This is a genomic window from Streptomyces sp. NPDC012835, assembly GCF_042900885.1.
Taxonomy (GTDB): Bacteria; Actinomycetota; Actinomycetes; order Streptomycetales; family Streptomycetaceae; genus Streptomyces.
Window position 1 is genome coordinate 432,387 of sequence record NZ_JBIBBW010000004.1, and the last position, 22,950, is coordinate 455,336.

The 22,950-nt window shown below is 74.0% G+C and carries 10 protein-coding genes; 6 read left to right on the forward strand and 4 right to left on the reverse strand.

Going from position 1 to position 22,950, the window contains the following annotated elements; all coding sequences use genetic code 11:
• Nucleotides 1-115 precede the first annotated feature (115 nt).
• Nucleotides 116-922: an AraC family transcriptional regulator gene (locus tag ACFY6S_RS20105; RefSeq protein WP_388819412.1), complete on the reverse strand. Its 807-nt coding sequence runs from the start codon at nucleotides 920-922 to the stop codon at nucleotides 116-118.
• A 92-nt stretch (nucleotides 923-1,014) separates the two neighbouring features.
• Between ACFY6S_RS20105 and ACFY6S_RS20110 the strand changes: the two genes are divergently transcribed.
• Both ACFY6S_RS20110 and ACFY6S_RS20115 read left to right on the forward strand, forming a co-directional pair.
• Nucleotides 1,015-1,833 carry a sulfite exporter TauE/SafE family protein gene (locus tag ACFY6S_RS20110; protein WP_388819415.1) on the forward strand — a complete coding sequence of 273 codons (819 nt, stop codon included), beginning with the start codon at nucleotides 1,015-1,017 and terminating at the stop codon, nucleotides 1,831-1,833.
• 115 nt (nucleotides 1,834-1,948) lie between these two features.
• On the forward strand, nucleotides 1,949-2,839 hold the full coding sequence (locus ACFY6S_RS20115) for a cellulose-binding protein (RefSeq protein WP_388819418.1): 891 nt from the start codon (nucleotides 1,949-1,951) through the stop codon (nucleotides 2,837-2,839).
• 76 nt (nucleotides 2,840-2,915) lie between these two features.
• On the opposite strand, the gene ACFY6S_RS20120 is transcribed toward ACFY6S_RS20115, so the two are convergent.
• Both ACFY6S_RS20120 and ACFY6S_RS20125 read right to left on the reverse strand, forming a co-directional pair.
• Entirely contained in the window at nucleotides 2,916-4,082 is a 1,167-nt protein-coding gene (locus ACFY6S_RS20120; protein WP_388819842.1) for a lactate 2-monooxygenase, read from the reverse strand.
• A 316-nt stretch (nucleotides 4,083-4,398) separates the two neighbouring features.
• Nucleotides 4,399-5,715: a wax ester/triacylglycerol synthase domain-containing protein gene (locus tag ACFY6S_RS20125; RefSeq protein WP_388819421.1), complete on the reverse strand. Its 1,317-nt coding sequence runs from the start codon at nucleotides 5,713-5,715 to the stop codon at nucleotides 4,399-4,401.
• Between the two features lie 641 nt (nucleotides 5,716-6,356).
• On the opposite strand from ACFY6S_RS20125, the gene ACFY6S_RS20130 reads away from it, so the two are divergent.
• The 4 genes from ACFY6S_RS20130 (at nucleotide 6,357) to ACFY6S_RS20145 (ending at nucleotide 22,274) form a co-directional block, all read left to right on the forward strand.
• Entirely contained in the window at nucleotides 6,357-7,511 is a 1,155-nt protein-coding gene (locus tag ACFY6S_RS20130; RefSeq protein ID WP_388819424.1) for an SDR family oxidoreductase, read from the forward strand.
• Between the two features lie 56 nt (nucleotides 7,512-7,567).
• Complete coding sequence (locus ACFY6S_RS20135; RefSeq protein ID WP_388819427.1) at nucleotides 7,568-9,151, forward strand: PfaD family polyunsaturated fatty acid/polyketide biosynthesis protein; 1,584 nt, start codon at nucleotides 7,568-7,570, stop codon at nucleotides 9,149-9,151.
• Between the two features lie 56 nt (nucleotides 9,152-9,207).
• Nucleotides 9,208-15,492 (forward strand): SDR family oxidoreductase, encoded by a 6,285-nt coding sequence (locus ACFY6S_RS20140; RefSeq protein ID WP_388819430.1) that lies wholly within the window; start codon nucleotides 9,208-9,210, stop codon nucleotides 15,490-15,492.
• 83 nt (nucleotides 15,493-15,575) lie between these two features.
• Nucleotides 15,576-22,274, forward strand: coding sequence for a beta-ketoacyl synthase N-terminal-like domain-containing protein (locus ACFY6S_RS20145; protein ID WP_388819433.1), 6,699 nt, complete (start codon nucleotides 15,576-15,578; stop codon nucleotides 22,272-22,274).
• Nucleotides 22,275-22,401: 127 nt separating this feature from the next.
• Here ACFY6S_RS20145 and ACFY6S_RS20150 read toward each other — a convergent pair whose 3' ends face one another.
• Complete coding sequence (locus ACFY6S_RS20150) at nucleotides 22,402-22,827, reverse strand: winged helix-turn-helix transcriptional regulator (protein ID WP_388819436.1); 426 nt, start codon at nucleotides 22,825-22,827, stop codon at nucleotides 22,402-22,404.
• Nucleotides 22,828-22,950: the final 123 nt, after the last annotated feature.

Here is a 22,950-nt window from a genome sequence, read left to right on the forward strand (position 1 = left end):
GCCCGGGCCGTCGGAGCCCGGGCCGTCGGAGCCGCGTCCTCTGTGGCTGGAGCCGGAGCCGTCCCGAGCCCACGGACCGGCTCCGGGCGGCGTCCCCGGCTCCCCTCAGCCCCCCTCAGCTCCCTCCCGAACCCTCTCCCCGGACGCGTACGGCAGCGCCCGAACCGGCGTACGCGGTCGGTGGCCGCCCGAGGAGGTTCTTGAACGCCGTCGTGAACGCGGCGGGATTCTCGTACCCGAGCGTGGCCGCGACCCGGGCGACCGGCATCCCGGCGGCGAGACCGCGCAGCGAGTGCAGCACACAGGCGCGCAGCCGCCACTGCGCGAAGCTCAGGCCGGTGCCCGCGCGGAAGAGACGGCCCAGTGTGCGTTCGCTCACGGCGAGGGCGGCTGCCCAGCGGGCGGGCGGGTCGTGGATGCCGGGGTCGCGCAGGAACGCGTCGCACAGCCGGCGCAGCCCGGGGTGGGCGGGCAGTGGAAGGTCGAGCGGCAGCGGCGCGAGGTTTCCGATCTCGTGGAGGATCAGCTGGACGACGGTCGCGTCGCGTCCGTGCTCGGGGTAGCGGGGCGCCATGTCGACGGCTTCCAGGACGAGTTCGCGCAGCAGCGCGGAGACCTCGACGACACGGCAGCGCGCGGGGAACCACGGGACCGCGCCGGGTTCGATGTAGAGGCTGCGGGTGCTGACCTCCGCCATGGCGACGCTGTGCGGCGTCATGGCCGGAATGAGCACGGCGCGGTGCGTGGGGACGGTCCAGGTGCCGTCGGCGGTCCCGACCCGCATGACGCCGGTGGCGGCGTAGAGGACCTGGGCACGGCGGTGCTCGTGGAGCGGCAGGAAGTGGTCGGGCGGGTAGTCGGTGCCGATGGCCAGCACGGCACGATCGAGGCCGTCCACCTCGGCGACGGGAATGTTGCGCACCCGGCAAGCCTAACCCGGGCTGTCCAGTACGCGTAAGAACGTGGCGATCGGTCGATTGCCCGCCAGCGGGAGCCGTCCGTAGCGTCGCCAGGGTGCTGACTCTCTCGTTCGATCTTCTTCTCGTCCTGTTCCTGTTCGGGTGCCTGACCGGTGTCACGACGGTGCTTTTCGGCTTCGGCGGCGGGTTCATCACCGTCCCGGTCCTCTACGGCTCCCTGACCGTCGCGGCGGATCCGGGTACGGACGCGATGCATGTCGCGGTGGCGACGTCGACGGCGGTCATGCTCGTCAACTCCCTGACCGCGACCTGGGCGCAACTGCGCGCGGGTCGGCTGCGCCGGGAGTACCTCTGGCCGCTGTCGGCCTTCGTCGCGGTCGGCGCCGTCGTCGGATCGTACGCGGCCACCTGGGCCGGCGGCCCGCTGCTGCGTGTCCTGTTCGCCGCCTACCTGGTGGTGACGATCGCCGACAGCCTGCTGCGCCGCGGATTCCTCTCCCTCCCGGACAGCTCGGGACCGGCGCCCCTCGGACGGTTCACCACGACGTTCGGCGGGGTGGGGATCGGCGCGGTCGCCGCGAGCCTGGGGGTGGGCGGCAGCGTCATGACCGTTCCGCTGCTGCGCCGCAGGGGGCTCCCCATGGCGGAGGCGACGGCCATGGCGAACCCGCTCAGCGTGCCCGTCGCGGTGGCCGGGAGCATCGTCTACCTGCTCGCCACCAGCGCGCCCGCCCACGCCGGCCGGGTGGGCTATGTCGACCTGGCCGCCTGCGCCGCCCTGCTCGGCGGGTCGCTGCCCACCATCGCGCTGGTGAAGCGCGTCGCCGGACGCGTCCCGGACCGCGTGCACTCCGTCGCGTACGTCGTCCTGCTCGTGCTCGTACTCCTCGCGATGCTCCTGACAGGAGCCTGATCCGCGCCGGACGTTCAGCCCGGCCCCTCGCGGCGGAGTGTCGCTTTATGGCGGTTTGGCGCCTTCTGGAAGGATTGCGAATCCTACCCAGACGCTTCGAAGAGGGGCTTCGGCGATGACTGCTGCTTCGGTGTCGGCGCACGGCTTCACGTCTGTCCGCGGGCGTGGCTACCGCCCCGAACAGGTGGACCTGCGGCTGTCCGTACTCTGCCGCCAGCGCGACGAACTGTGGGAGCGCGCGGCGCGTCTCACCGTTCTCGCCTCGCAGTTGGAGGCGGAGAACGACCACTTGTGGGAGCGCGTCGCCGCTCTCGGACCTCAGACCTACGAGACTCTCGGACCGGGCGCGCAGCAGGTCCTCGCCGTCGCCGTGGCGGAGGAGGAGGCGGTGAGGGCCCGGGCCAGGGCCGAACGCCGGGCGCTGCTGGACGCGGGCGACACCGAGGCCCGCGAGATGGGCGAGCGGGCCCGCGAACAGGCCGACGCCGTACGGAAGAAGGCGGAGGCGTCCGCGCGGGAGATCCTGGCCGCCGCGGGCGAGGCGGCCGAGTCGCTGCTCGGTGCGGCGGCGGTCGCGATCGAGGAGGAGGGCGCGGAGGGGCGCGCCGCGCTCCAGGAGGTACGACGGCGCACGCAGTGCGTGATCGACGACGCCGAACGGGATCGCGGTGAACGGCTGGCCGCGCTGGAGCGCGAGTTCGGTGAGCGCGCGCGGGCGCTGGAGGCCGAACGGAGCGAACTGACCGCACAGGCGGAAGCCCGGCTCGCCGAAGCCCGCCGGATCTTCGCACACGCGGGGGAACAGGGCGAACGTCTGGACGAGGCGGCGCGGACACGGGCCGCGGAGTTGCTCTCACGGGCCGCCGCGCGGGCGGCGGAGATCGAGCGGGAGACCGAACGGGTCGTGGAGGCGCACGCGCGGTCACGGGAGGAGACACACGCCTCCCTGACCCGCGTGGAGGAGAGCCTGGTGGCGCTGATGGCGCGGCCCACGCCGGAGGGGTAGCCTCCGGCGGTCGGTCCTCGCGGGTGGGCCGGGCGCCCCGGCGCCTCGCGGAGAGGGCCCGGACAGAAGGTGGTCGTCATACGACGCGTCGAAGGCTCTCCGGAGTGAGGTCCGCGAGCGTGGGACAGCCGTCGACGGCCATGAGCAGGTCGGCTTCGGCGAGGAGCGAGCGCAGTACGTGGACGACGCCGTCGACGCCGCCGAGGGCGAGACCGTATACGTACGGGCGTCCGACGGCCACGGCGGAGGCGCCCAGGGCGAGGGCCTTCACCACGTCGGCTCCGCTGCGGACGCCGGAGTCGAACAGAACCGGCAGGCCGTCGGCGGCCTCCACGACGGCGGGCAGCGCGTCGAGGGCGGGGAGTCCGCCGTTGGCCTGCCGGCCACCGTGGTTGGAGCAGTAGACGCCGTCCACGCCCGCGTCCTTGGCCCGGCGCACGTCCTCGGGGTGGCAGATGCCCTTGATGATCAGCGGCAGGTCGGTGAGGGAGCGCAACCAGGGCAGGTCGCTCCAGGTGAGGGGGTTGCCGAAGATCTCGGTCCAGAGGAGGACCGCGCCCTGCGGGTCCTCTTCCGGCGTGCGCTCCAGCCGCGCGCGGAAGACGGGGTCGCCGGTGTAGTTGGCCAGACAGTGGCCGCGCAGCTGGGGGAAGTTGGCGGTGGCCAGGTCGCGCGGACGCCAGCCGGTGATCCACGTGTCCAGCGTGACCACGATGCCCCGGTAGCCCGCCCGCTCGGCACGGCGGACGAGGCTCGCGGCGAGTTCCCGGTCGGTGGGGGTGTAGAGCTGGAAGAGGCCCGGGGTGTCCCCGAATTCGGTGGCGACCCGCTCCATCGGATCGACGGAGAGCGTGGAGGAGATCATCGGCACGCCGGTACGCGCGGCCGCCCGCGCGACGGCGAGATCGCCGTGCCCGTCCTGGGCGCACAGGCCGACGACCCCGACCGGCGCCATGAACAGCGGTGAGGGCAGCCGCATCCCGAACAGTTCCACGGACAGATCGCGCTCGGCCGCGCCCACGAACATCCGGGGAACGAGCCCCCAGCGCTCGAAGGCGGTCACGTTGGCCCGCTGGGTGTGTTCGTCGCCGGCGCCCCCGGCGACGTACGACCACAGCGAGGAGGACAGCGCCGACCGTGCCCTGTCCTCCAGCTCAGCGAAGCTCATCGGGAATCGCGGTACGACGCCGCGCAGCCCGTCGAGGTAGATCTCGTTCTGGTAGGAGCCGAAAGGCTGCCCCATGTCCTGCCCCATCTCCTGCCCCATGTCTGTCCCTCCCACCAGTGCGCCCGAGGGCCACCGGCTGCCGACGTCGCACGACGACTCTCCTGGTTCTCCCCGGTATACATCCGAAGGACCCTGTGGTGCCGGATGACCGGGAGCCGCCGTGCCCGGAGTGGATCGGGAACAGGCCAAGCCGTGCGCAACCGCTGTCCGCGCACCGGGACGCTCCCCGGCCCCGACGCGTTGGCCTCCGCCGGTGATGTCCTCACGGCCACCGGGGGCGGGGAGGGATGCGGGGCTCCCGGTGCCGAGGTGGTGGGGCGCCGCGCGCCGCTCACCCGTGGGCCGGGGTCCCACCCAGTTCGGCCACGGCCCGCTCCCACAGCTCCGGCAGCGTCTCCCCGAGGGGGAGGCCGGGGTCGGCGACGAAGGACACCTCGGCCCAGGTGTCGAAGAAGGACAGGCCCACTCCGAAGAGGTGTCCGGGAACGAGCAGGGGGAGCAGGGCGGTTCCGGTCACCCGGGTGTCGCCCAGGCTGCCCTTGTCGGCGAGAGGCATGGATGTGGCCATGACGTCGGTGACGCGCGGGGAGATCACCCGTCGCAGATACCACTCGGTCGGGCGGTCCGGCATGAACCGGACCATGTCCTCAATGGCCTGTCGCCAGGTCTCGCCCCGCAGCTTCCGGGTCCTCGCCATGACACGCTCCAGTCGCCAGAGAGGCGGGTCGCCCTCCCGGGGAGCGCTGCCGCCTTCCGGGCCCGACCGTACGGGCAGCTCCAGCGGCAGGGCGAAACAGCGATTGCCCCAGGTCTGTTCCTCCTCGGAGCGGCGCGCGTCGACGGGGACCAGTGCGGTCACCCGTGGCAGTGGCACGCCGGACCGCACCGACCAGGCCACCAACGCGCCTGCCAGAGCGGCCAGATGGACATCGTGGGCCGAGCCGCCGTGGGCCGAGCCGATCCGGCGGAGGTCTGCCGCCGGTACCCGGCCGCGCCACAGCCGCCTCTCGCCCGTGGGTACGAAGGGGAGGGCAGGACGGGGGCCGTGAGCGACGAAGGCGCCGGACGCGAACTTCGCGGCCAGTCCGACGGCCATGCCCACCCGTCGGGGCAGACGGGCCCGGCGCCCCTTTCCGGGCACGGGTCGGGCCGAGGCTTCCCCCTCTCCCAGCATGGCCCGGAACGTCATCGCGGCGGCCGAACCGTCCTGACAGGCGTGGTGGAAGCGGTAACACACCGCGTACTGGTCGGGCCTATGGCCGTGGAGCAGCCAGACCCCCCAGTAAGTGCCGGGTTCGAATGGGGCGTTGAGCGCGGTGTGCAGGGCGGAGTCCCACTCCGCCGGATCGCCGGCGACCACCTCGTGCACATGCCGGTCCAGGGGGAAGTCCGCGTCCGGCCGCCATCGGAGGTGTCGCGTGCTGCCCTCCATCCTGCTGGTATGCAGGGGCAGTTGGGCCAGGCGGAAGCCCACGTACGCACGGAAATCCGCCAGGCTCGGGGGCGGACCGCTCAGATACGCGATGCCCCCGGCATCCCAGCGGACGCCGGGGCGGCGGCGTTGCATGCTGAGGAACGCGCGGTCGAGTGCGTGGGCGGGGTGGCGGGGCGAGGGAATGGGCGGGGCTGACGGAACGGACTCGGGCATGGGACGACTCCAGTTCGTGCCGATGGAGGGAAGCGGCGACGGAGGGACGCGGGGACAGACCGGGGGTCGGGGGCGCGGCGGAGGGACGCCGGACGGTCGGCCGTCCGACGGCTGAGGCCGCCCCGCCCGTACCGGCGCACGCGCTCTCCCCGTGCCCTGCCGGTTCCGGCACCCCGCACCGCCGGTCATCAGCGTGGCGTCTGCCGGGGGCCGCACCCCGGCCGCTACCCGTGGAATCACCCGAAAGAGGGACGTGACACGGCGACCCGCGTGGCCGTGGCCCTGCCCCCGCCCGTCGCGTCCGTACCGTGAACCGCGCTGATCTGCGACGAGTCCCCTGTCGGGCTCTCCGGGGCGCGATCCGGGGCGCGTTCCGGACCGCGGGCCGGGTACTCCGTTCAGGTGAGTGGGAGGAATCGGGACGCTCCCACCGCCCGCCTTCTGACACTGTGTGCCTTGCGCCAGCGGTCGCCGGGCCCGGAAGGAAGGTCCGAGAGTCTTTCGGGGCGGCCTCCGACCGGGCGGCCACACCCGGACACACCCACTCCCCGCACCGCCGCCCCCCCTGGTAGCTCCGCGACGACGGCGACCCGCCCACCGCACGCGGTCGCGGTCTCGTCCCTCTCGAAGCCTTTGGAGTCATGGTCGTGCATGTCGCCCTCACCGGCGCCACAGGATTCCTCGGACTGCGCCTGTTACGTCGCCTGCTCGCCACGCACCGGTCGGTGACGGTCCTGGTCCACGCGGGCTCGGGCGACGCGCTGCGCCGCATCACCCGGTTCTTCGAACTGACGGGTGCGCCGCGGTCGTTCACCTCCGGACTCGTCGACCGGCTGCGGGTGGTGCAGACCGAGTTGGAACGCCCCCGGCTGGGTCTCGCGGAATGTGCCTTCCACGAACTGGCCGATGGCCTCGGCGCGATCTGGCACAGCGCGGGGAGTATCAACCTGGAGGGCGACCTGCCCGCGTTGCGCCGCACCAACGTCGAAGGAACCCGGCGCGTACTGGAGTTGGCAGCCGCCGGGCGCGGGCGGCCCGTGGTCCACCACGTCAGTACCGCCTTCGTGGCAGGCGGCCGGCGCGACGGGGTGGCGTACGAGGACGAGCTGGACGACGCGTACGGCTTCGAGAACGCCTACGAGCACTCCAAGTACGAGGCGGAGAAGCTGGTTCACGCATGGTCCAGGGAGCATGCCCGGCCGGTCGTCGTGCTGCGGCCGAGCATCCTCGTCACGGATCTGCCCCCGCACCCGGAGCTTCCCTCACATCCGCTCCAGGTCGTCGAGCGGATCATGTGCGACGCGCGACGCACCGCCGGCAGCGGGGCCCCGGAACGCGACGGCCGCCCCCGGGTCCGGCTGGTGGGGCATCCGCACGGCCGGCTGAACCTGATGCAGGTGGAGCACGCGGCCGAGGTCATGGTGCGCCTCGCCGACCGGGCGCCCTCGGGCGGAGTCGACACGTACCACGTCGTCCACGACCGTGATGTGCCCGTGCCGACGGTCGTGGCCCTGCTGGAACGGCTGGTGCCGGTCTCGATCGAGCTGGTCGGCTCGGAGCCGGACGACCCGTCGGCGATGGAGTCCCTGCTGGACTTCTATCCCGGTCTGACGGCCTATCTCGCTCACCGGCGGCGCTTCGACGACACCCGGGTCAGGACCCTGCTGGGGCCGTCGGCGGCCTCCGAGCGGGTCGACCTCGATTATCTGTGCTCCGGCCTGGCCGTGCGGGACCGCGTCCCCACCGGGCCGCCGGCCACGCCACCGGTCGGATCCCCTTCCCCCAGGGACTCCTGATCGGCCGTCACATCATTCGAGTGCCCGTCAGACCCGCCTCTCCCGCTGGAGCCCCCGTGTCCGTCCTCGCCGCTCCCGACGCCTCCGCCGCCGCCACGCCGGTCTTCTCCCCCGAGGGGATCGCCGCCCGCGCCCGGCTCATCCGGGAGCCCGTCCATGTCGTGAGCGGTCCCGACGGCCGTGAACTGGGGCTCGCGACCGGACCCGTACCCAGCGGCCCGGTGCTCGGTACGCTGCCGCCGCTGTACCCCGAGTGGCTCGGCGGCCGTACCTTCTGCGAGGCACACGGTGTCCGTTTCCCCTATGTCGCGGGCGAGATGGCGAACGGCATCGCGACCACCCGGATGGTGTCCGCGATGGCCCGTGCCGAGATGCTCGGGTTCTTCGGCGCCGGCGGCCTGGGCTACGCCGACGTGGAGCGGGCCGTGCACACGCTCGCCGACGAGCTGCGCCCGCACCCGAACTGGGGTGTGAACCTCATCCACTCACCGGCCGAACCGGAGCTGGAGTTCCGCGTCGCCGAGCTGCTGCTGCGCCGCGAGGTGCCCCGGATCTCGGCGTCGGCGTTCATGGAACTGACCCCGGCCGTGGTGCTGTGTTCGGCCAAGGGGCTGCGCCGGGGCCCGGACGGGGGGATCGTCCGGCGTACGCGGCTGCTCGCCAAGGTCTCCCGCCCCGAGGTGGCCGAGAGGTTCCTCTCTCCCGCCCCGGGCGCGCTGCTGGACCGGCTCGTGGCGCAGGGGGAGTTGACGCGTCCGGAGGCAGAACTCGCCGCCCTCGTGCCGGTGGCCGAGGACATCACCGTCGAGGCGGACAGCGCAGGACACACCGACAACCGGCCGCTGTCGGTGCTGCTGCCGAGCATCGCCGCGCTGCGCGACACACTGTGCCGGCGGTTCGGCTACCACCGGGCGGTCGGGGTCGGCGCGGCCGGCGGGCTGGGCACACCGGAGGCGGTGGCCGGCGCCTTCGCCCTCGGCGCGTCCTACGTGGTCGTCGGGTCGGTGAACCAGACGGCTACCGAGGCGGGGCTGTCCGACGAGGCGAAGGCGATGCTCTGCGAGGCGGACATCGCCGATGTGACCATGGCACCGGCAGCGGACATGTTCGAGCTGGGGGTCCAGCTGCAAGTGCTGTCCCGGGGAACGATGTTCGCCCGACGGGCCGGCAGACTCCGCGCGGCGTACCGGTCGTACGGTTCGCTGGAGGAGATCCCGCCCGCGGTGCGCGCCCCGATCGAACGGGACGTCCTGCGCGCCTCGTTCGACGAGATCTGGCAGCGCACCGTCGCGTTCTGGGAGCGGCGCGATCCCACCGAGATCGCGCGGGCCGAATCCGACCCGAAGCACCGGATGGCGCTGGTCTTCCGCTGGTACCTGGGCAGTGCCAGCCGGTGGGCGATCACCGGCGAGACGGCCCGGCGCGCCGACTACCAGATCTGGTGCGGTCCGGCGATGGGCGCGTTCAACCGGTGGGCCGCGGGCACGTTCCTGGCCGAACCGGCGAACCGGTCCGTGGTGCAGATCGCGCTCAATCTGCTCGAAGGCGCCGCCGTGCTGACCCGTGCCCATCAACTGCGCACCTACGGAGTCCCGTTGCCCTCCGAGGCGTTGGCCTACACCCCGTGCGCGTTGGCATGAGCGGCCCCGGTGCCCAGGAGGCACCAGTTCCCGCTGCCCGAACCCGAGGAGAGACCGTGACCGCCGCCACCCCTCGCCAGGTGCCCGTCGCCGTTGTCGGCGCCGGCGCCCTCGTACCCGGCGCGCTGGACGCGGCCGGCTACTGGCGGATCGTGACCGGCGGCCGGGACCTGATGACCGAAGTGCCCCCGTCCCGCTGGCTGGTGGCGGACCACTACGACCCGGACCCGGCCGCCCCCGACAAGACGTACGCCCGCCGGGGCGCGTTCCTGCCGGACATCGACTTCGACCCGATGACGTACGGTGTGCCGCCCACCAACCTGTCGGCGACGGACACCTCCCAACTGCTCGCCCTGATGGTGGCCGACCAGGTGCTGACCGATGCCGGTGGCCTGGCGGGCCTGGACCGGGACCGGGTCGGGGTCGTGCTCGGAGTGTCGGCCCTGGAGCTGCTTCCGCACATGTACGGGCGCACCGAACGCCCGGTGTGGCTCAAGGCGTTGCGGGAGAGCGGTCTCGCCGAGGCGGAGGCGCGGGCGGTGTGCGACCGCATCGCGGCGCACTACACCCCGTGGCGGGAGTCGACCTTCCCCGGGCTGCTCGGCAATGTCGTCGCGGGCAGGATCGCCCACCGGTTCGATCTGCACGGCACCAACCACACCACCGACGCCGCCTGCGCCAGCTCCCTGGCGGCGCTGTCCACCGCGGTCGGCGAACTGGCGCTCGGCCGGGCCGACCTGGTGATCAGCGGTGGTGTGGACACCGGCAACGGAATCGGCATGTTCCTGTCCTTCTCCAAGACCCCCGCGCTGTCCCGCAGCGGTGACTGCCGGCCGTTGTCGGACACGGCGGACGGCACGATGCTCGGCGAAGCGGTCGTCATGTACGCGTTGAAGCGGCTGTCCGACGCCGAACGGGACGGCGACCGCGTCCACGCGGTGATCCGGGGCATCGGCACCTCGTCCGACGGCAGAAGTCCGGGCATCTACGCGCCGCTGCCCGACGGGCAGGCGCGGGCCCTGCGCCGTGCCTACGAGGAGGCGGGCTACGGTCCGGAGACCGTGGAGCTGGTCGAGGCGCACGGGACGGGCACCAAGGCCGGGGACACCGCCGAACTCGCCGCTTTGAAAGCGGTGTTCGGGGCGTCGGGGCGTACGGACGGGCAGTGGTGCGCGATCGGCTCGGTCAAGTCGCAGATCGGCCACACCAAGTGCGCCGCGGGCGCGGCGGGGCTGCTCAAGGCGGTCATGGCCCTGCACCACAAGGTGCTCCCGCCGACCATCAAGGTAGGCCGGCCGAATCCGGCGGCGGCCACGTCCGACGGTCCGTTCTATGTCAACACCGAGGCCCGCCCCTGGGTTCGGCCCGCCGGTCACCCGCGCCGGGCGTCGGTGTCGAGTTTCGGCTTCGGGGGCAGCAACTTCCACGTCACACTGGAGGAGTACGTACCCCCGGGCGCCCCTGGCACCTCGGGCACCTCGGACACTCCAGCGGCCTCGGGCGCCCCGAGCACCCCGGGCCGGGTGGCGCCGCGCCATCGCTGCGCACCGAGCGAACTCGTCCTGTTCAGCGGCGCGTCGCCGTCCGACCTGATGGCGCCGGACACCGACGGCGGCCGTTCGCTGGCCGCGCTCGCACGGGAGAGCCACGGCACGTTCTCGCCCACAGCGCCGGTACGGCTGGCCGTCGTCGCCGGCGACGTCGAGGAGCTGCGGGCGGGGTACGCGCGGGCGCTCACGCTGATCCGGCGGCGGCCCGGTACGGCGTTCTCGACACCGACGGGAATCCGGTACGCCTCCGGGGTCCCCACGCCCGGCCGTATCGGCTTCCTGTTCCCCGGCCAGGGTTCGCAGTACGTGGGAATGGGCGCCGAACTCGCGATGCTGTCACCGGCCGCCCAGACCGTGTGGGACGAGCTGGGCGGCACCGGGTTCGACGGGCTGCCGCTGCACCGGGTGGTGTTCCCGCCGCCCGCCTTCACGGACGAGGAGCGCGCGGCGCAGCAGGCGGCGCTGGCCGCCACCGAGTGGGCGCAGCCCGCGCTCGCGGTGCACGCGCTCGCGCTGCTGGACGTGGTGCGGTCCCTGGGGCTGCGGCCCGACTGCGTGGCGGGCCACAGCTTCGGTGAGCTGGTGGCACTGCACTGCGCGGGCGTCCTGGACGCCGGGTCGCTGGTCACCGTGGCCCGCAGACGCGGTGAGCTGATGCGGGACGCGGCCGCCGCGCCGGGCGCGATGCTCGCCGTGTCGACGGATCGCGCGCACGTGGCGGCCGTGCTGGCCGGTGGCGGATTCGGTGACCTCTGGCCCGCCAACCACAACTCCCCGCTCCAGACGGTCCTTTCCGGGACGAAGGAGGCGGTCGCGCGTGCCGAGAGGGTGTTCGCGGCGGAGCGGGTCGACACCCGCCGGCTGACCACTTCGACCGCCTTCCACTGCCCGCTGGTGGCCCCGGCGTGTGAGCCGCTCGCCGCGTTCCTGCGCGGTGTCCCGCTGGCGGAGCCCCGGATCGAGGTCTACGGCAACGCGGACGCGTCCCCGTATCCGGCCTCGCCCGGCGAGGTACGCCGCCGGATCGCCGGCCACCTCGCCTCGCCCGTGCTCTTCCAGGACCAGATCGAGGCGATGTACGCGGCGGGGGTGCGGACCTTCGTAGAGGTCGGCGCGGGCGCCGCGCTGACCGGTCTGGTCGGACAGATCCTCGGCGACCGCGAGCACGCGGCGGTCCCGCTGGACCGGCCGGGCGGGGCCGGGATCAGTACCTTGCACACCGCGCTCGGCGAACTCGCCGTAAGCGGTGTGCCCCTCGATTTCGACCCCCTCTGGGCGCCGTACGCCTCGCCCGGAACGCCGGCGAAGGAGGCCGGGCCCCGGATGACCGTGACGATCAGCGGAGCCAACTACGGTCAGCTCTACCCGCCTCGCGCCGGGACCGGCGAACCACCACCGCCGCCCGCGCCGGGCCGGCAGCTGGCGCGTCCGCCGCAGGCCGCCCCCGGCCCCGCCCCCGGTCCGGCCTCCGGTCCGGCCCTCGACCCCGGCCCCGCGCCTGTTCCCGCGCCTGTTCCCGCTCCCGCTCCCGCTCCCGCTCCCGCTCCCGCTCCCGCTCCCGACACCCTGGCGGTTCCCATGCACGCGTACGCCTCCCCCACCCTCCCCACCTCGGAGCCGGCGGCGTACGGAACAGCCCCCGCCGACGCCCCGGAGCCCGCCCACCACTCCGTGCCCGGCGCCGTCGTCGGCGCCGACTGGTACGCCGCTGTCGAGAGCGTGCAGCGGCAGACGGCGGAGGCCCACGCGGCCTGTCAGCGCATGCTGACGGACAGTCATATCGCCTTCCTGCGGATGACCGAGACCACTCTCGCCGCGATGCTCGGGGTGCACGGCGGGCAGGTGGGACAAGAGGTGCGAGGAGTCCAGGGCGGCGGGGACCGGGGCCCCGACAGGGCGGCCGAGGCCCCGGCGCTGCTCGCGCCGCTGCCGCTCCCCCGCCCTTCGGCGCCGCACCCGGCACCGGTGCCCGTGACTCCGGCCCCGGCCGCTGCCCCGGCCGAGGTCGCGGCAGCCGCACCCGCCCCCGTACCGGTGCCCGTACCGTCCGCCGCCGCCGGGAACCGGGCACCGGCTGTCGCTGAAGCGCCCCCCTCGGCGTCGGAGCTGGAGGAGCTGCTTCTCTCGGTGGTGGCCCGGCTCACCGGTTATCCCACGGAGATGCTGGGCGTGGACATGGAGCTGGAGGCGGATCTGGGGGTCGACTCCATCAAGCGGGTCGAGATCCTGTCGGCGGTACGGCGGCAGGTGGGAGACGTCGCGGCGGGGGACGTCGGCCGGCTGGGCAAGCTCCGCACGCTGCGCGAGATCGTCGAGGCGCTCACCACAGCCACCGATCCGGTGTCCCCTGTCGCCCCGGAGCCGCACTCCCCCGCCGCGACCGTGCCCCCCGGCGCCGGGCCGGCGGGCGCCGGCCAGGCGACCGCCCCCGCGACCGCCCCCGCGACCGCCGCCGTCCCGGAGGCCCCCGCCCCGTCCGTCGGCTCAGGGGCCGGGCCGGAGGCGGCGCTGACCAGGCTGGTGCAGCGCGCGGTGGAGTCACCGGCGGCGGGTCTGGCGATGGCCGGACTCCTGGACGGGCCGATCGTGGTGACCGGCGAGGGCCCCGACGGCGGCGGGCTCACCGGCCTCGTCGCACGGAAGCTGACGGAGCGCGGCGTGGACGCCACCGCCGTGGCCGAGGTGCCCGAGGACGCGCACGGTGTCGTACACCTCGGCGCGCTGACCGGGCGCGGTACGCCGGACGAGGCGCGGGAGGTCCACCGGTCGGTGTTCGGCGCGGCGCGTTCGCTGGCGGCCCGGGCGGCGGATCGAGGCGGCCTGTTCGTGACCGTGCAGGACACCGGGGGCGACTTCGGACTCGGTGGCCGAGCGCCCGACCGCGCGTGGCTGGGCGGTGTCGCCGGTCTGGTCAGGACCGCCGCGAAGGAGTGGCCCGGCGCCTCGGTCAAGGCCGTCGACTGCGAGCGGGGCGGCCGGGACGACGAGGCGGTCGCCGGGGCGATCGTGCGGGAACTGCTCGAAGGCGGCCCCGCCACGGAGGCCGGTCTCCGCGCGGACGGTACCCGCGTCGTCCCACGGGCGGTGCCCGCGCCGGTGACGCCCGCCGCCACGCGGCGGATCACCTCCTCGTCGGTGATCGTGGCCACGGGAGGGGCCCGCGGGGTGACGGCCGCCGCGCTGCTGGACCTGGCCAGGACACACCGGCCGCGGATCGTGCTGCTCGGCCGGACCGAACAGGTCCCCGAGCCCGAGGGGCTGGCGTCGGCCGAGGACGAACCGGCGCTCGTCCGGCTGCTCGCGGAGCGCTCAGCCGGGCGCTCCTCGGAGCACCCCGCCGCGGCCCCGGCGGACGCCGCGCCCGCCCGGATCGCGGTGCGGGCCCGGGAGATCCTGGCGGCGCGTGAGGTACGGGCGACGCTGGCGGCACTGACGGCGGCGGGGTCCCCCGCCCGGTACGTCCAGGTGGACGCCCGTGACGGCGAGGCCGTCGCCGCCGCGCTGCGCGACGTACGCGAGGCATGGGGCCCGGTCACCGGCATCGTGCACGGTGCGGGGGTACTCGCCGACAAGCGGATCGTCGACAAGTCCGACGCGCAGATCGAGCAGGTGATGTCCACCAAGGTGGACGGTCTGCGCGCGCTGCTGGCCGCGACGGCGGACGATCCGCTGGAGGTGATCTGCCTGTTCTCCTCGGTGGCCGCCGTGTTCGGCAACGCGGGGCAGAGCGACTACGCCATGGCCAACGAGGTCCTGGGCCACGTGGCCTCCGCCGAGCAGGCCCGCCGCCCCGGCTGTCTGGTGCGGTGTGTGGCCTGGGGGCCGTGGCAGGGCGGCATGGTCACATCCGCCCTGGCCGCGCACTTCGACCGGTCCGGGGTTCCGCTGATCCCCCTGGAACAGGGCGCCGCCTCCTTCACCGCCGAGCTGGACGCCACGACCGGCGAGGCGCGGGTCATCCTGGCGGTCGGGGACGGTCCGGCGGCGCTGTCGCCCGCAGGCGACCCTCCCCGGGCACAGCTGCTGGTCCGGGCGGACACATGGCCGCAACTGGCGGACCACGCCGTCGCCGGGGTTCCCGTACTGCCCGTGGCGGCGGTCCTGAACTGGTTCGCCGGGGCGGCCACCGCCTGGCGGCCGGACGCCGGACCGCTCGTCCTGCGCGATCTGCGGGTGTACAGGACGTTCGCCCTGCCGGAGCTGGCCGGCGAGGGCCACCCCCTCACCGTGCACGGCAGCAGGGGCGCGGCCGGTTCGGCGTCGGGGCTGGAGGCGGAGCTGCGGGGCGCGGACGGTGTGACGCACTTCCGGGCCGTGCTGGACACCGGGGCCGAGGAGGCGGATCCGGCCGCCTGGGGCAGCCCGGACGGTCTGGAGCAGCTGGACCGCACGGAGTTCTACGACGGAGAACTCCTCTTCCACGGCCCCCTGTTCCAGGCCGTCCGCACCCTGCGCGGTGTCTCCGAACACGGCGCCGAGGCGACCGTCGCGGGCCTGCGCGACCTGGGCTGGCCGGGGGAACACTGGCCGCTGGACCCCGCCGCCGTGGACGGCGCGCTCCAACTCGCCCTGCTCTGGGCGCGGAACGCCACCGGAGCGGCGACTCTGCCGATGGCGGTCGCGGAATGCCGGGTGCACCGGAGCGGCCCGGTGGACGGCCCCGTGCGGTGTGTGGTGCGGGGCCGCAAGACACACAGCACGGGAGCACGCTGCGACGCGGCGCTGATCGACGCCGACGGGTCGGTCCGTCTGGAACTGCTCGGCGTGGAACTCGTCGGCCGGCCCTCCTGAAGCGTGTTCCGAAAGCCCCCCGTCACCGACCGCTCGCCCTGCCCCGGCCTCCCTGCCCAGCACCGCCCTGAAGTGAGACGCGCATGGAATTCGAACCGATCGCCGTCGTCGGCCGGGGCTGTGTGCTGCCCGGCGCTCTCGATCCGGACACCTTCTGGGACAACATCGCGGCGGGTCGCGGCAGCCTGTCGGCCGTCCCGGAGGGCCGCTGGCGGCTGCCGCACCGCTGGGCGAAGGGCCCGGTGGACGACCACCTCGACCGCACCTACTCCGATGTCGGCGGGTACGTAAGGGGGTTCGAGTCCGTCTTCGATCCGAGCGGCCTAGGGATCGCCCCGGAGCGGATCCTCTCACTGGACCCGCTTTTCCAGTGGGTCATGTACGGCGTCCGCCAGGCCCTCACGGAGGCGGGCCGCGAGGGCCCGCTGCCGCGCGCGGGGCTGGTGCTGGGAAACCTGTCCTATCCCACGCCCCTGGGGACGGCCTTCGCCGAGCACGTCTGGCTGTCCGCGCAGCGGCCCCCGGTCCGGGACGCCCTGCTGACGGGAGAGCGCCGGGTAAGGCCCGACGCCCGCAACCGCTTCTCGTCCGGGCTGCCCGCCCACCTCGCGGCCCGGGCGCTCGGACTCGGCGCGGGCGCCTGGTCCCTCGACGCCGCCTGCGCCTCCTCGCTGTACGCGATCAAGCTGGCGTGCGACCGGCTTCACGACGGCACGGCGGACCTGATGGTGGCGGGAGCGGTGAGCCGGGCCGACCCCCTCTATCTGCACGTGGGGTTCTGCGGTCTGTCGGCGACGAGCCGCACGGGCCGCAGCCGGCCCTTCCACCGGGACGCGGACGGGCTGGTGCACGGCGAGGGCGCCGGGTTCGTCGCCCTGACGCGGCTGTCCGGGGCCCGCGCCGCCGGACTGCCCGTGCTCGGTGTGATCCGCGGGGTCGGGCTGTCCAACGACGGGCGCGGCGCCGGGCTGATCAGCCCGGCGGAGGAGGGCCAGGTACGGGCCATGCGTCTGGCGTACGAGGCGGCGGGCCTCGCGCCCGGAAGCGTGTCGCTCGTCGAGTGCCATGCGACGGGGACGCCGGTCGGGGACGCGGTGGAGGCGCGCGGCATGGCCGAGGTCTTCGGGGCGGGTGACGATGTGCCCATCGGTTCGGTGAAGTCGAACGTGGGGCATCTGCTGGCCTCGGCCGGAGTGGCGGGGCTGCTGAAGGTCCTCGGCGCGCTGCGTACGGGAATCCGCCCGGCGACACTCGGCGCCGAACGTCCGCTGGACGCGCTGGCGGGCACACCGTTGCGGGTGCTGACCGCGCCGGAACCGTGGCCGGGGCCGCGCAGGGCGGCGGTGAGCGCGTTCGGTTTCGGTGGGACCAACGCGCATCTGATCGTGGACCTCCCGGACGACGGCCCGGTGTCCGCCGTACGTTCCCCGGCGCGCCCGGTGTCCGCCGCGCCCGCCCCGGCCCCGGTAGGGGGTGCGCCGGGCGGCCGGGCCCCGGTGGCGATCGTCGCCCTGGGCGCCCGGGTCGGTGGCGGGACCGGCACCGAGGACTTCCGCCGCGCGGTGCTGGGCGGCGAGCGGCGCGGGCCCGCCGCGGAGATCGCCGTGGAGCTGACGGACCTGTGCTTCCCGCCGTTCGCCCTGGAGCGGACCGTACGCCATCAGCTCCTGGTGCTGGAGGCGGCCCGGGAGGCCGTACGGACGGTGTCCCTGCCGCGTGAGCGGACCATGGTGGTCATCGGGATGGGGGTGGACCCGGAAGTGGCACGGGCGGGTGCCCGCTGGCGGGTTCCGTACTGGCTGGAGCAGGCAGGACCGGCAGGACCGGTACCGTCCACGGCCGGCGCCCAGGACGCCTTCGTGGGGCCGATGACCTCGGAGGCGGTGGTGGGCAGCATGCCGAACCTGGTGGCCAACCGCATCAGCACCCAACTCGACCTGGGCGGGGCCGGCTTCGCGGTGTCGGCGGAGGAGGCGTCCGGTCTGGTGGCGCTGGACGTCGCGGCCCGGGCCATCCGGTCGGGAGAGGCGGACGCCGCGCTCGTCGGTGGCACCGACCTGTCCCACGAGGTCGTCCACCGTGCCGCGCTGCGGGAGTTGGGGCACGAGAGCGAACCGGGGGACGCCGCCGTCGTCCTGGTCCTCAAGTCCTTGGACACCGCGCGCAGGGACGGCGACACCGTCATCGCCCTGCTCGACGAGGGGCCCGTCGCCCACACCGCACCCACCGCACCCACCGCACCTGCTGCCTCCACCACCACCGCCTCCACCACCCCCGCCTCCACCGCCTCCGCCGCCGATGTGCCCGACATGGTCATCGGGGACGGCCCCGACGCGGTGTTCGACCCGGCGTCGGCCTTCGGCCGCGCGCACGCGGCGTACGGACTGGTCTCCGTCGCGGTCGCCGCGCTCTCGCTCCAGCACCGCGCGGTACCGCGTGCGGGCGGGCCGGCGGACGCCGGGGCCGTCGCGCACACCGCGAAGGTCGCGGTGACACCGATGGAGGGGCCCGTCGCGAGCGTCCGGCTGCGCGCGGGGGACGCCCGGCCCTGGCTGCGCGGAGGGGCGCCACGCCTGCACGTCTTCTCCGGGGCCGACCGCCGGGAGGTGCTGGCGGCGCTGGAGTCCGGTGTGCGGACGGAGGTACGGTCCGACGCCGGCCCGGCGCGGCTGGCGCTCGTGGTCGACGACGACGCCGCGTTGCCGGGCCGCGAGGAGGCCGCCCGCCGCTGGCTGACCGAGGGCGGAATCCGTCCGGCGGACGTGCTGTACCGGGACAGGCCCGTCACGGGGCAGACGGCGTTCGTCTACACCAACGGCTCGGCCGCGTACCGGGGTATGGGCCATGAGCTGATGCTCGCGCTGCCGTCCCTCGGGGAGGCCGTCCGGGCCGGGCACGGGGCGATCGGCACCCGGCTGCGCTCCGGGACGGAGCGGGGCGTGCTGGGCCAGATCTGGGCCGCCGCCGAACTCGCCGTCGTCCACACCGTGCTCACCCGGGATGTCCTCGGGCTGCGGCCGGACGCCGCGATCGGGTACTCCTCGGGCGAGTCGGCCGCGCTGGTCGCCCTGGGCGCCTGGCCGGACGCCTCGGGACTGTACGACGCCACCCTGGACAGCGGCCTGTTCACCACGGAACTCACCGGTGAACTCCGGGCGGTCCGGCGCCACTGGGCGCGGTTGGGTGTCGAGGGCTCCCGCTGGTCCACCTACCTCGTCAACGCGCCCCTGGAAGAGGTGCGTTCGGAGCTGGCCGGCGAGGTCGCGGTCCATCTGATGGCGGTGAACGCGCCCGGCGTCTGCGTCATCGGCGGCGAGTCCCGCGCGTGCGCGGCCGTCGTGGCCCGGATCGGCGCCGACCGCGCGATCGAGCTGGACTACGAACTGGCCGCTCACGCGCCGGAGTTGGTCGAGGTTCAAAGGGCCTGGCGCGAGGCACACCACCGTCCCACCGTCGATGTCCCCGGAGTGCGGTTCTACAGCGGGGCCACCGGACAGTCCTACCGGCCGACGAGCGAGCGGGCCGCCGAGGCGCTCACCGCGCAGGGGCTGCACACGATCGACTTCGCGGCCACGGTCGAGCGGGCGTGGGCCGACGGTGTCCGGATCTTCGTGGAGCACGGGCCGCGCAAGCTGTGCACCGGCTGGGTCAAGCGGGTGCTCGGCGACCGGGAACACGTGGCGGTCGCCCTGGACGCACCGGGCGACACCGGGCTGCGGCAGCTGTGCCTCGCGGTCGCCGAACTCGTCGTCGCCGGAGTGCCGTTACGCGCCGACGACCTGTTCGCACACCTCGCGGACGCCGCCACCGAGGTCCCGCGTCCGGGGCGCACCGTCACCGTTCCCGTACCGGCGACTCCGTGTCTGCCGTTCGCGGAGCCGGCCGTGGTGACCCTGCCACGGGCTCCCGAACTCCTTCCGGTGCACGCCCCGAAGGCCGGTCGGCCCGGCACTCCGGGCCCTGTCGCCACGCCCCCGTCCGTCGCCGACGCCGTCGCCGTTCCCGTCGCCGTTCCCGTCGCCGCGGGAGCGCCGGGGACGGCTGGGGCTCCGGGGGTCCGTGGTGCGGTCGCCCGGCAGAGTCAGCGGGTCGCCGCGCTGCACCAGGAGATCATGGCCGTACACACCGAGGCCCACCAGCGGTTTCTGCGGATCTCGGCCCTCGCCGTCACCGCGCTGACGGTGGCCGGCCCCGTCCCCGCGCGACCGCCCGGCCTCCCGGCGGCGCGTCCGGCCGCCGGGCCGCCCACCCCGGTACGTACCGAGCGGCTGCCGGACGCCGTACCCGCCACCGCCCGCACACCCGCCCAACCCGTGCGGCCCGGGCCGAAGTTCGACCGCGCCCAGCTGGAGCACCTCGCCTCCGGGAAGGTCTCCGCGCTGTTCGGCCCCCGGTTCGCCGAGCAGGACGCGTACGCGGTGCAGACCCGGATGCCCGAGCCGCCCATGCTGTTCGCCGACCGGGTCACCGGCATCGACGCGGTGCCCGCGGCGCTCGCCGCGCCAGGTCCGGTACGCACCGAAGGGATGATCTGGACCGAGACCGATGTCCTGCCCGACAGCTGGTACCTGGACTCCACCGGGCGCGTTCCGGCCGGGCTGTTGATCGAGGCGGGCCAGGCCGACCTGCTCCTGCTCAGCTGGCTGGGTGTCGATCTCCTCAACCGGGGCGAACGCGCCTACCGGCTGCTCGGGTGCGAGGTGACGTACCACGGCAGCCCGCCGGAGGCGGGAGACACCCTGTGCTACGAGATCCACGTCGACGGTCACGCGGAGCACGACGGCATCCGGCTGGCCTTCTTCCACTACGACTGCTTCGTGGACGGCGAACTGCGGCTGAGCATCCGCGAAGGCCAGGCCGGATTCTTCACCCCGCAAGAGCTGGCCGGCGGTGGCGGGGTGCGGTGGGACCCCGCCGAGCGGCCGCCCGGTGCCGATCTGCCGCTCGACCCGCCCGCCGTACGCTGCGAGCTGACCCGCTTCGGCGCGGAGCGGGTGTCGGCCCTGGTCCAGGGGCGGCCGGCGGACTGCTTCGGGCCCGGCTGGGAGGCGACGGCGGCCCATATCCGTTCACCGGCACTCGACGGCGGCCGGCTGCTGCTGGTGCGTGAGGTGACCGCGTTCGATCCGGCGGGCGGGCCGTGGGGCCGTGGCTATCTGCGGGCCGAGACCCCTCTGGCGCCGGACGACTGGTTCTTCAGCGGGCACTTCAAGAACGACCCCTGCATGCCGGGCACCCTGATGCTTCAGGGCGGTCTCCAGGCGATGGCGTTCTATCTGGCGGCCATGGGCTTCACCATCGACCGGGACGGCTGGCGCTTCGAGCCCGTCGCCGGCCATCCCTGCCGGACGATGTGCCGGGGCCAGGCCACCCCGTCCGGCCGGCGGGTCGTCTACGAGGTGTTCGTGCGCGGTGTCTCGGCCGGTCCCGTGCCCACGCTCTACGCCGATGTGCTGGGCTCGGTGGACGGCGCGCGGGCGTTCCTGGGCCGCGACGTGGCGCTGCGCCTGGTGCCCGACTGGCCGCTGTCGCACTGGCGGCGGTCCGGCCCGCCCGCCGCCCAGGCCGACGGCCTGCCGGTGCCGCTCGCCCTGCTCGGCGGGCTGGCCGGGCACCGGGAGGAGAAGCCGGTGGCGACGACGGCAGACGGCCTCCCCCTCGGCTACGCCTCGCTGCTGGCGTGCGCCTGGGGCAGACCGAGCGAGGCGTTCGGCGCCGCGTACGCACCCTTCGACGGCACCCGCAGGGTCGCCCGGCTGCCCGGCCCTCCGTACCACTTCATGAGCCGGATCGTCTCGGTGGACGGGCCGCAGGGCGGTATGCGGGAGGACAGCGGTGTCGTCGCGGAGTACGACGTACCCGCGCGCGCCTGGTACTTCGAGCAGAGCGGCGGCCGTACGATGCCCTTCGCCGTCCTCATGGAGGTGGCGCTGCAACCCTGCGGGTGGCTGGCCTCGTACGTGGGCAGCGCGCAGACCACCGGCACGGACCTGCTGTTCCGCAACCTCGACGGGTCGGGAACGGTCAGCGGTGAGGTCACCCCGGCGACGGGCACGGTCCGCGTCCATGCCGTACTGACCCGTATCTCCCGCGGCGGGGACATGATCGTCGAGTCCTTCCGGGTGAGGTGCACCGCCGACGGGGCGCCGCTGTTCGAACTCTCCACGGTCTTCGGCTACTTCCCGCCCTCGGCCTTCGACCACCAACCGGGTCTCCCGGTGTCCGCCGAGGACCGGGCCCGGCTCGACGAGCCCTGCGGCCCTGCGGTCGATCTGACCGCACGGCCCGCACGGTACTTCGCCGGGCTGCCGCGGCTGCCCGGCCCGATGCTGCTGATGCTCGACCGGATCACCGGCTTCTGGCCGGACGGGGGCCGGGCGGGGCTCGGCCGGCTGCGGTCGGAGAAGGACGTGGTCCCGGACGAGTGGTTCTTCCGGGCGCACTTCTTCCAGGACCCGGTACAACCCGGGTCGTTGGGGCTGGAGGCCATGTGCCAGCTGCTCCAGTACCACCTGCTCGAACGCGGCGCCGCCGACGGCATCCCGCACCCCCGGTTCGAGCCGGTGCGGCCCGGCGGCGAGACGGCGTGGACGTACCGCGGCCAGATCACCCCGGCCAACCGGCTGATCCGGGTGGACATGGACATCGTCGAGTCCGGTACGGACGGGCGGGGCCCGTACGCGCTGGCGGACGCGACGCTGTGGGGTGACGACACGTGCATCTACCGGGTGCGGGGACTGGGCATGCGCGTGGTCTCCGACGGCGGCCACCAGGGGGTGTGACAGCGCGACCCGGTGCGCGGCAGCGTCCACGAGCCCCCTCGGCCATAGCAGGTCGGTTCCGCGATCCACCGGCCCGGTCCCGACCTGCCCTCGAACTCGCCTACGCGCAAATCGATATGTCGAGGCGTTAGGCCGGAGTGGACATCGGGCGGGTGCGGGCCACTTCCTGATCGGGGGTGTGCCCGGCGTCGTAGACGGCGTGGGCACGGGCTATGTCGCCGCTGTGCCGCTCGGCCCAGCCGACCAGGGAGAGAGGGGCCTCGTGGAGTTCGAGCGCCATCTCGGTGCACTCGTACTCGACCTCGGGCGGAACGGTCGGATAGACAGTGCGGATCAGCAGACCCTCGCGCTCCAGCTTGCGCAGGTTCAGGGTGAGCATGCGGCGGCTGATGCCGTCGATGCAGCGCTCCAGTTCGGTGAACCGCACCGGCCCTTTCGCCGTGGCGACAAGGATGCCGATGGCCCATTTCCCGGCCACTCGGTCCAGGACCTCGCTCACGGGGCACGCCGGGTTCGCCACCAGGTCCGTCACATCGATGTGCCCCCGCGACATAAAACCGCCTCCTTCCGTCGGCGGTGATGGCTACACAAGATGGAGCCCGTTACAAAGTGCACCCATGAAAGAGAGTTCCATGGCCACTCAGGCCGCGCCATCGCCCGTAGGCCACGCTTCTCG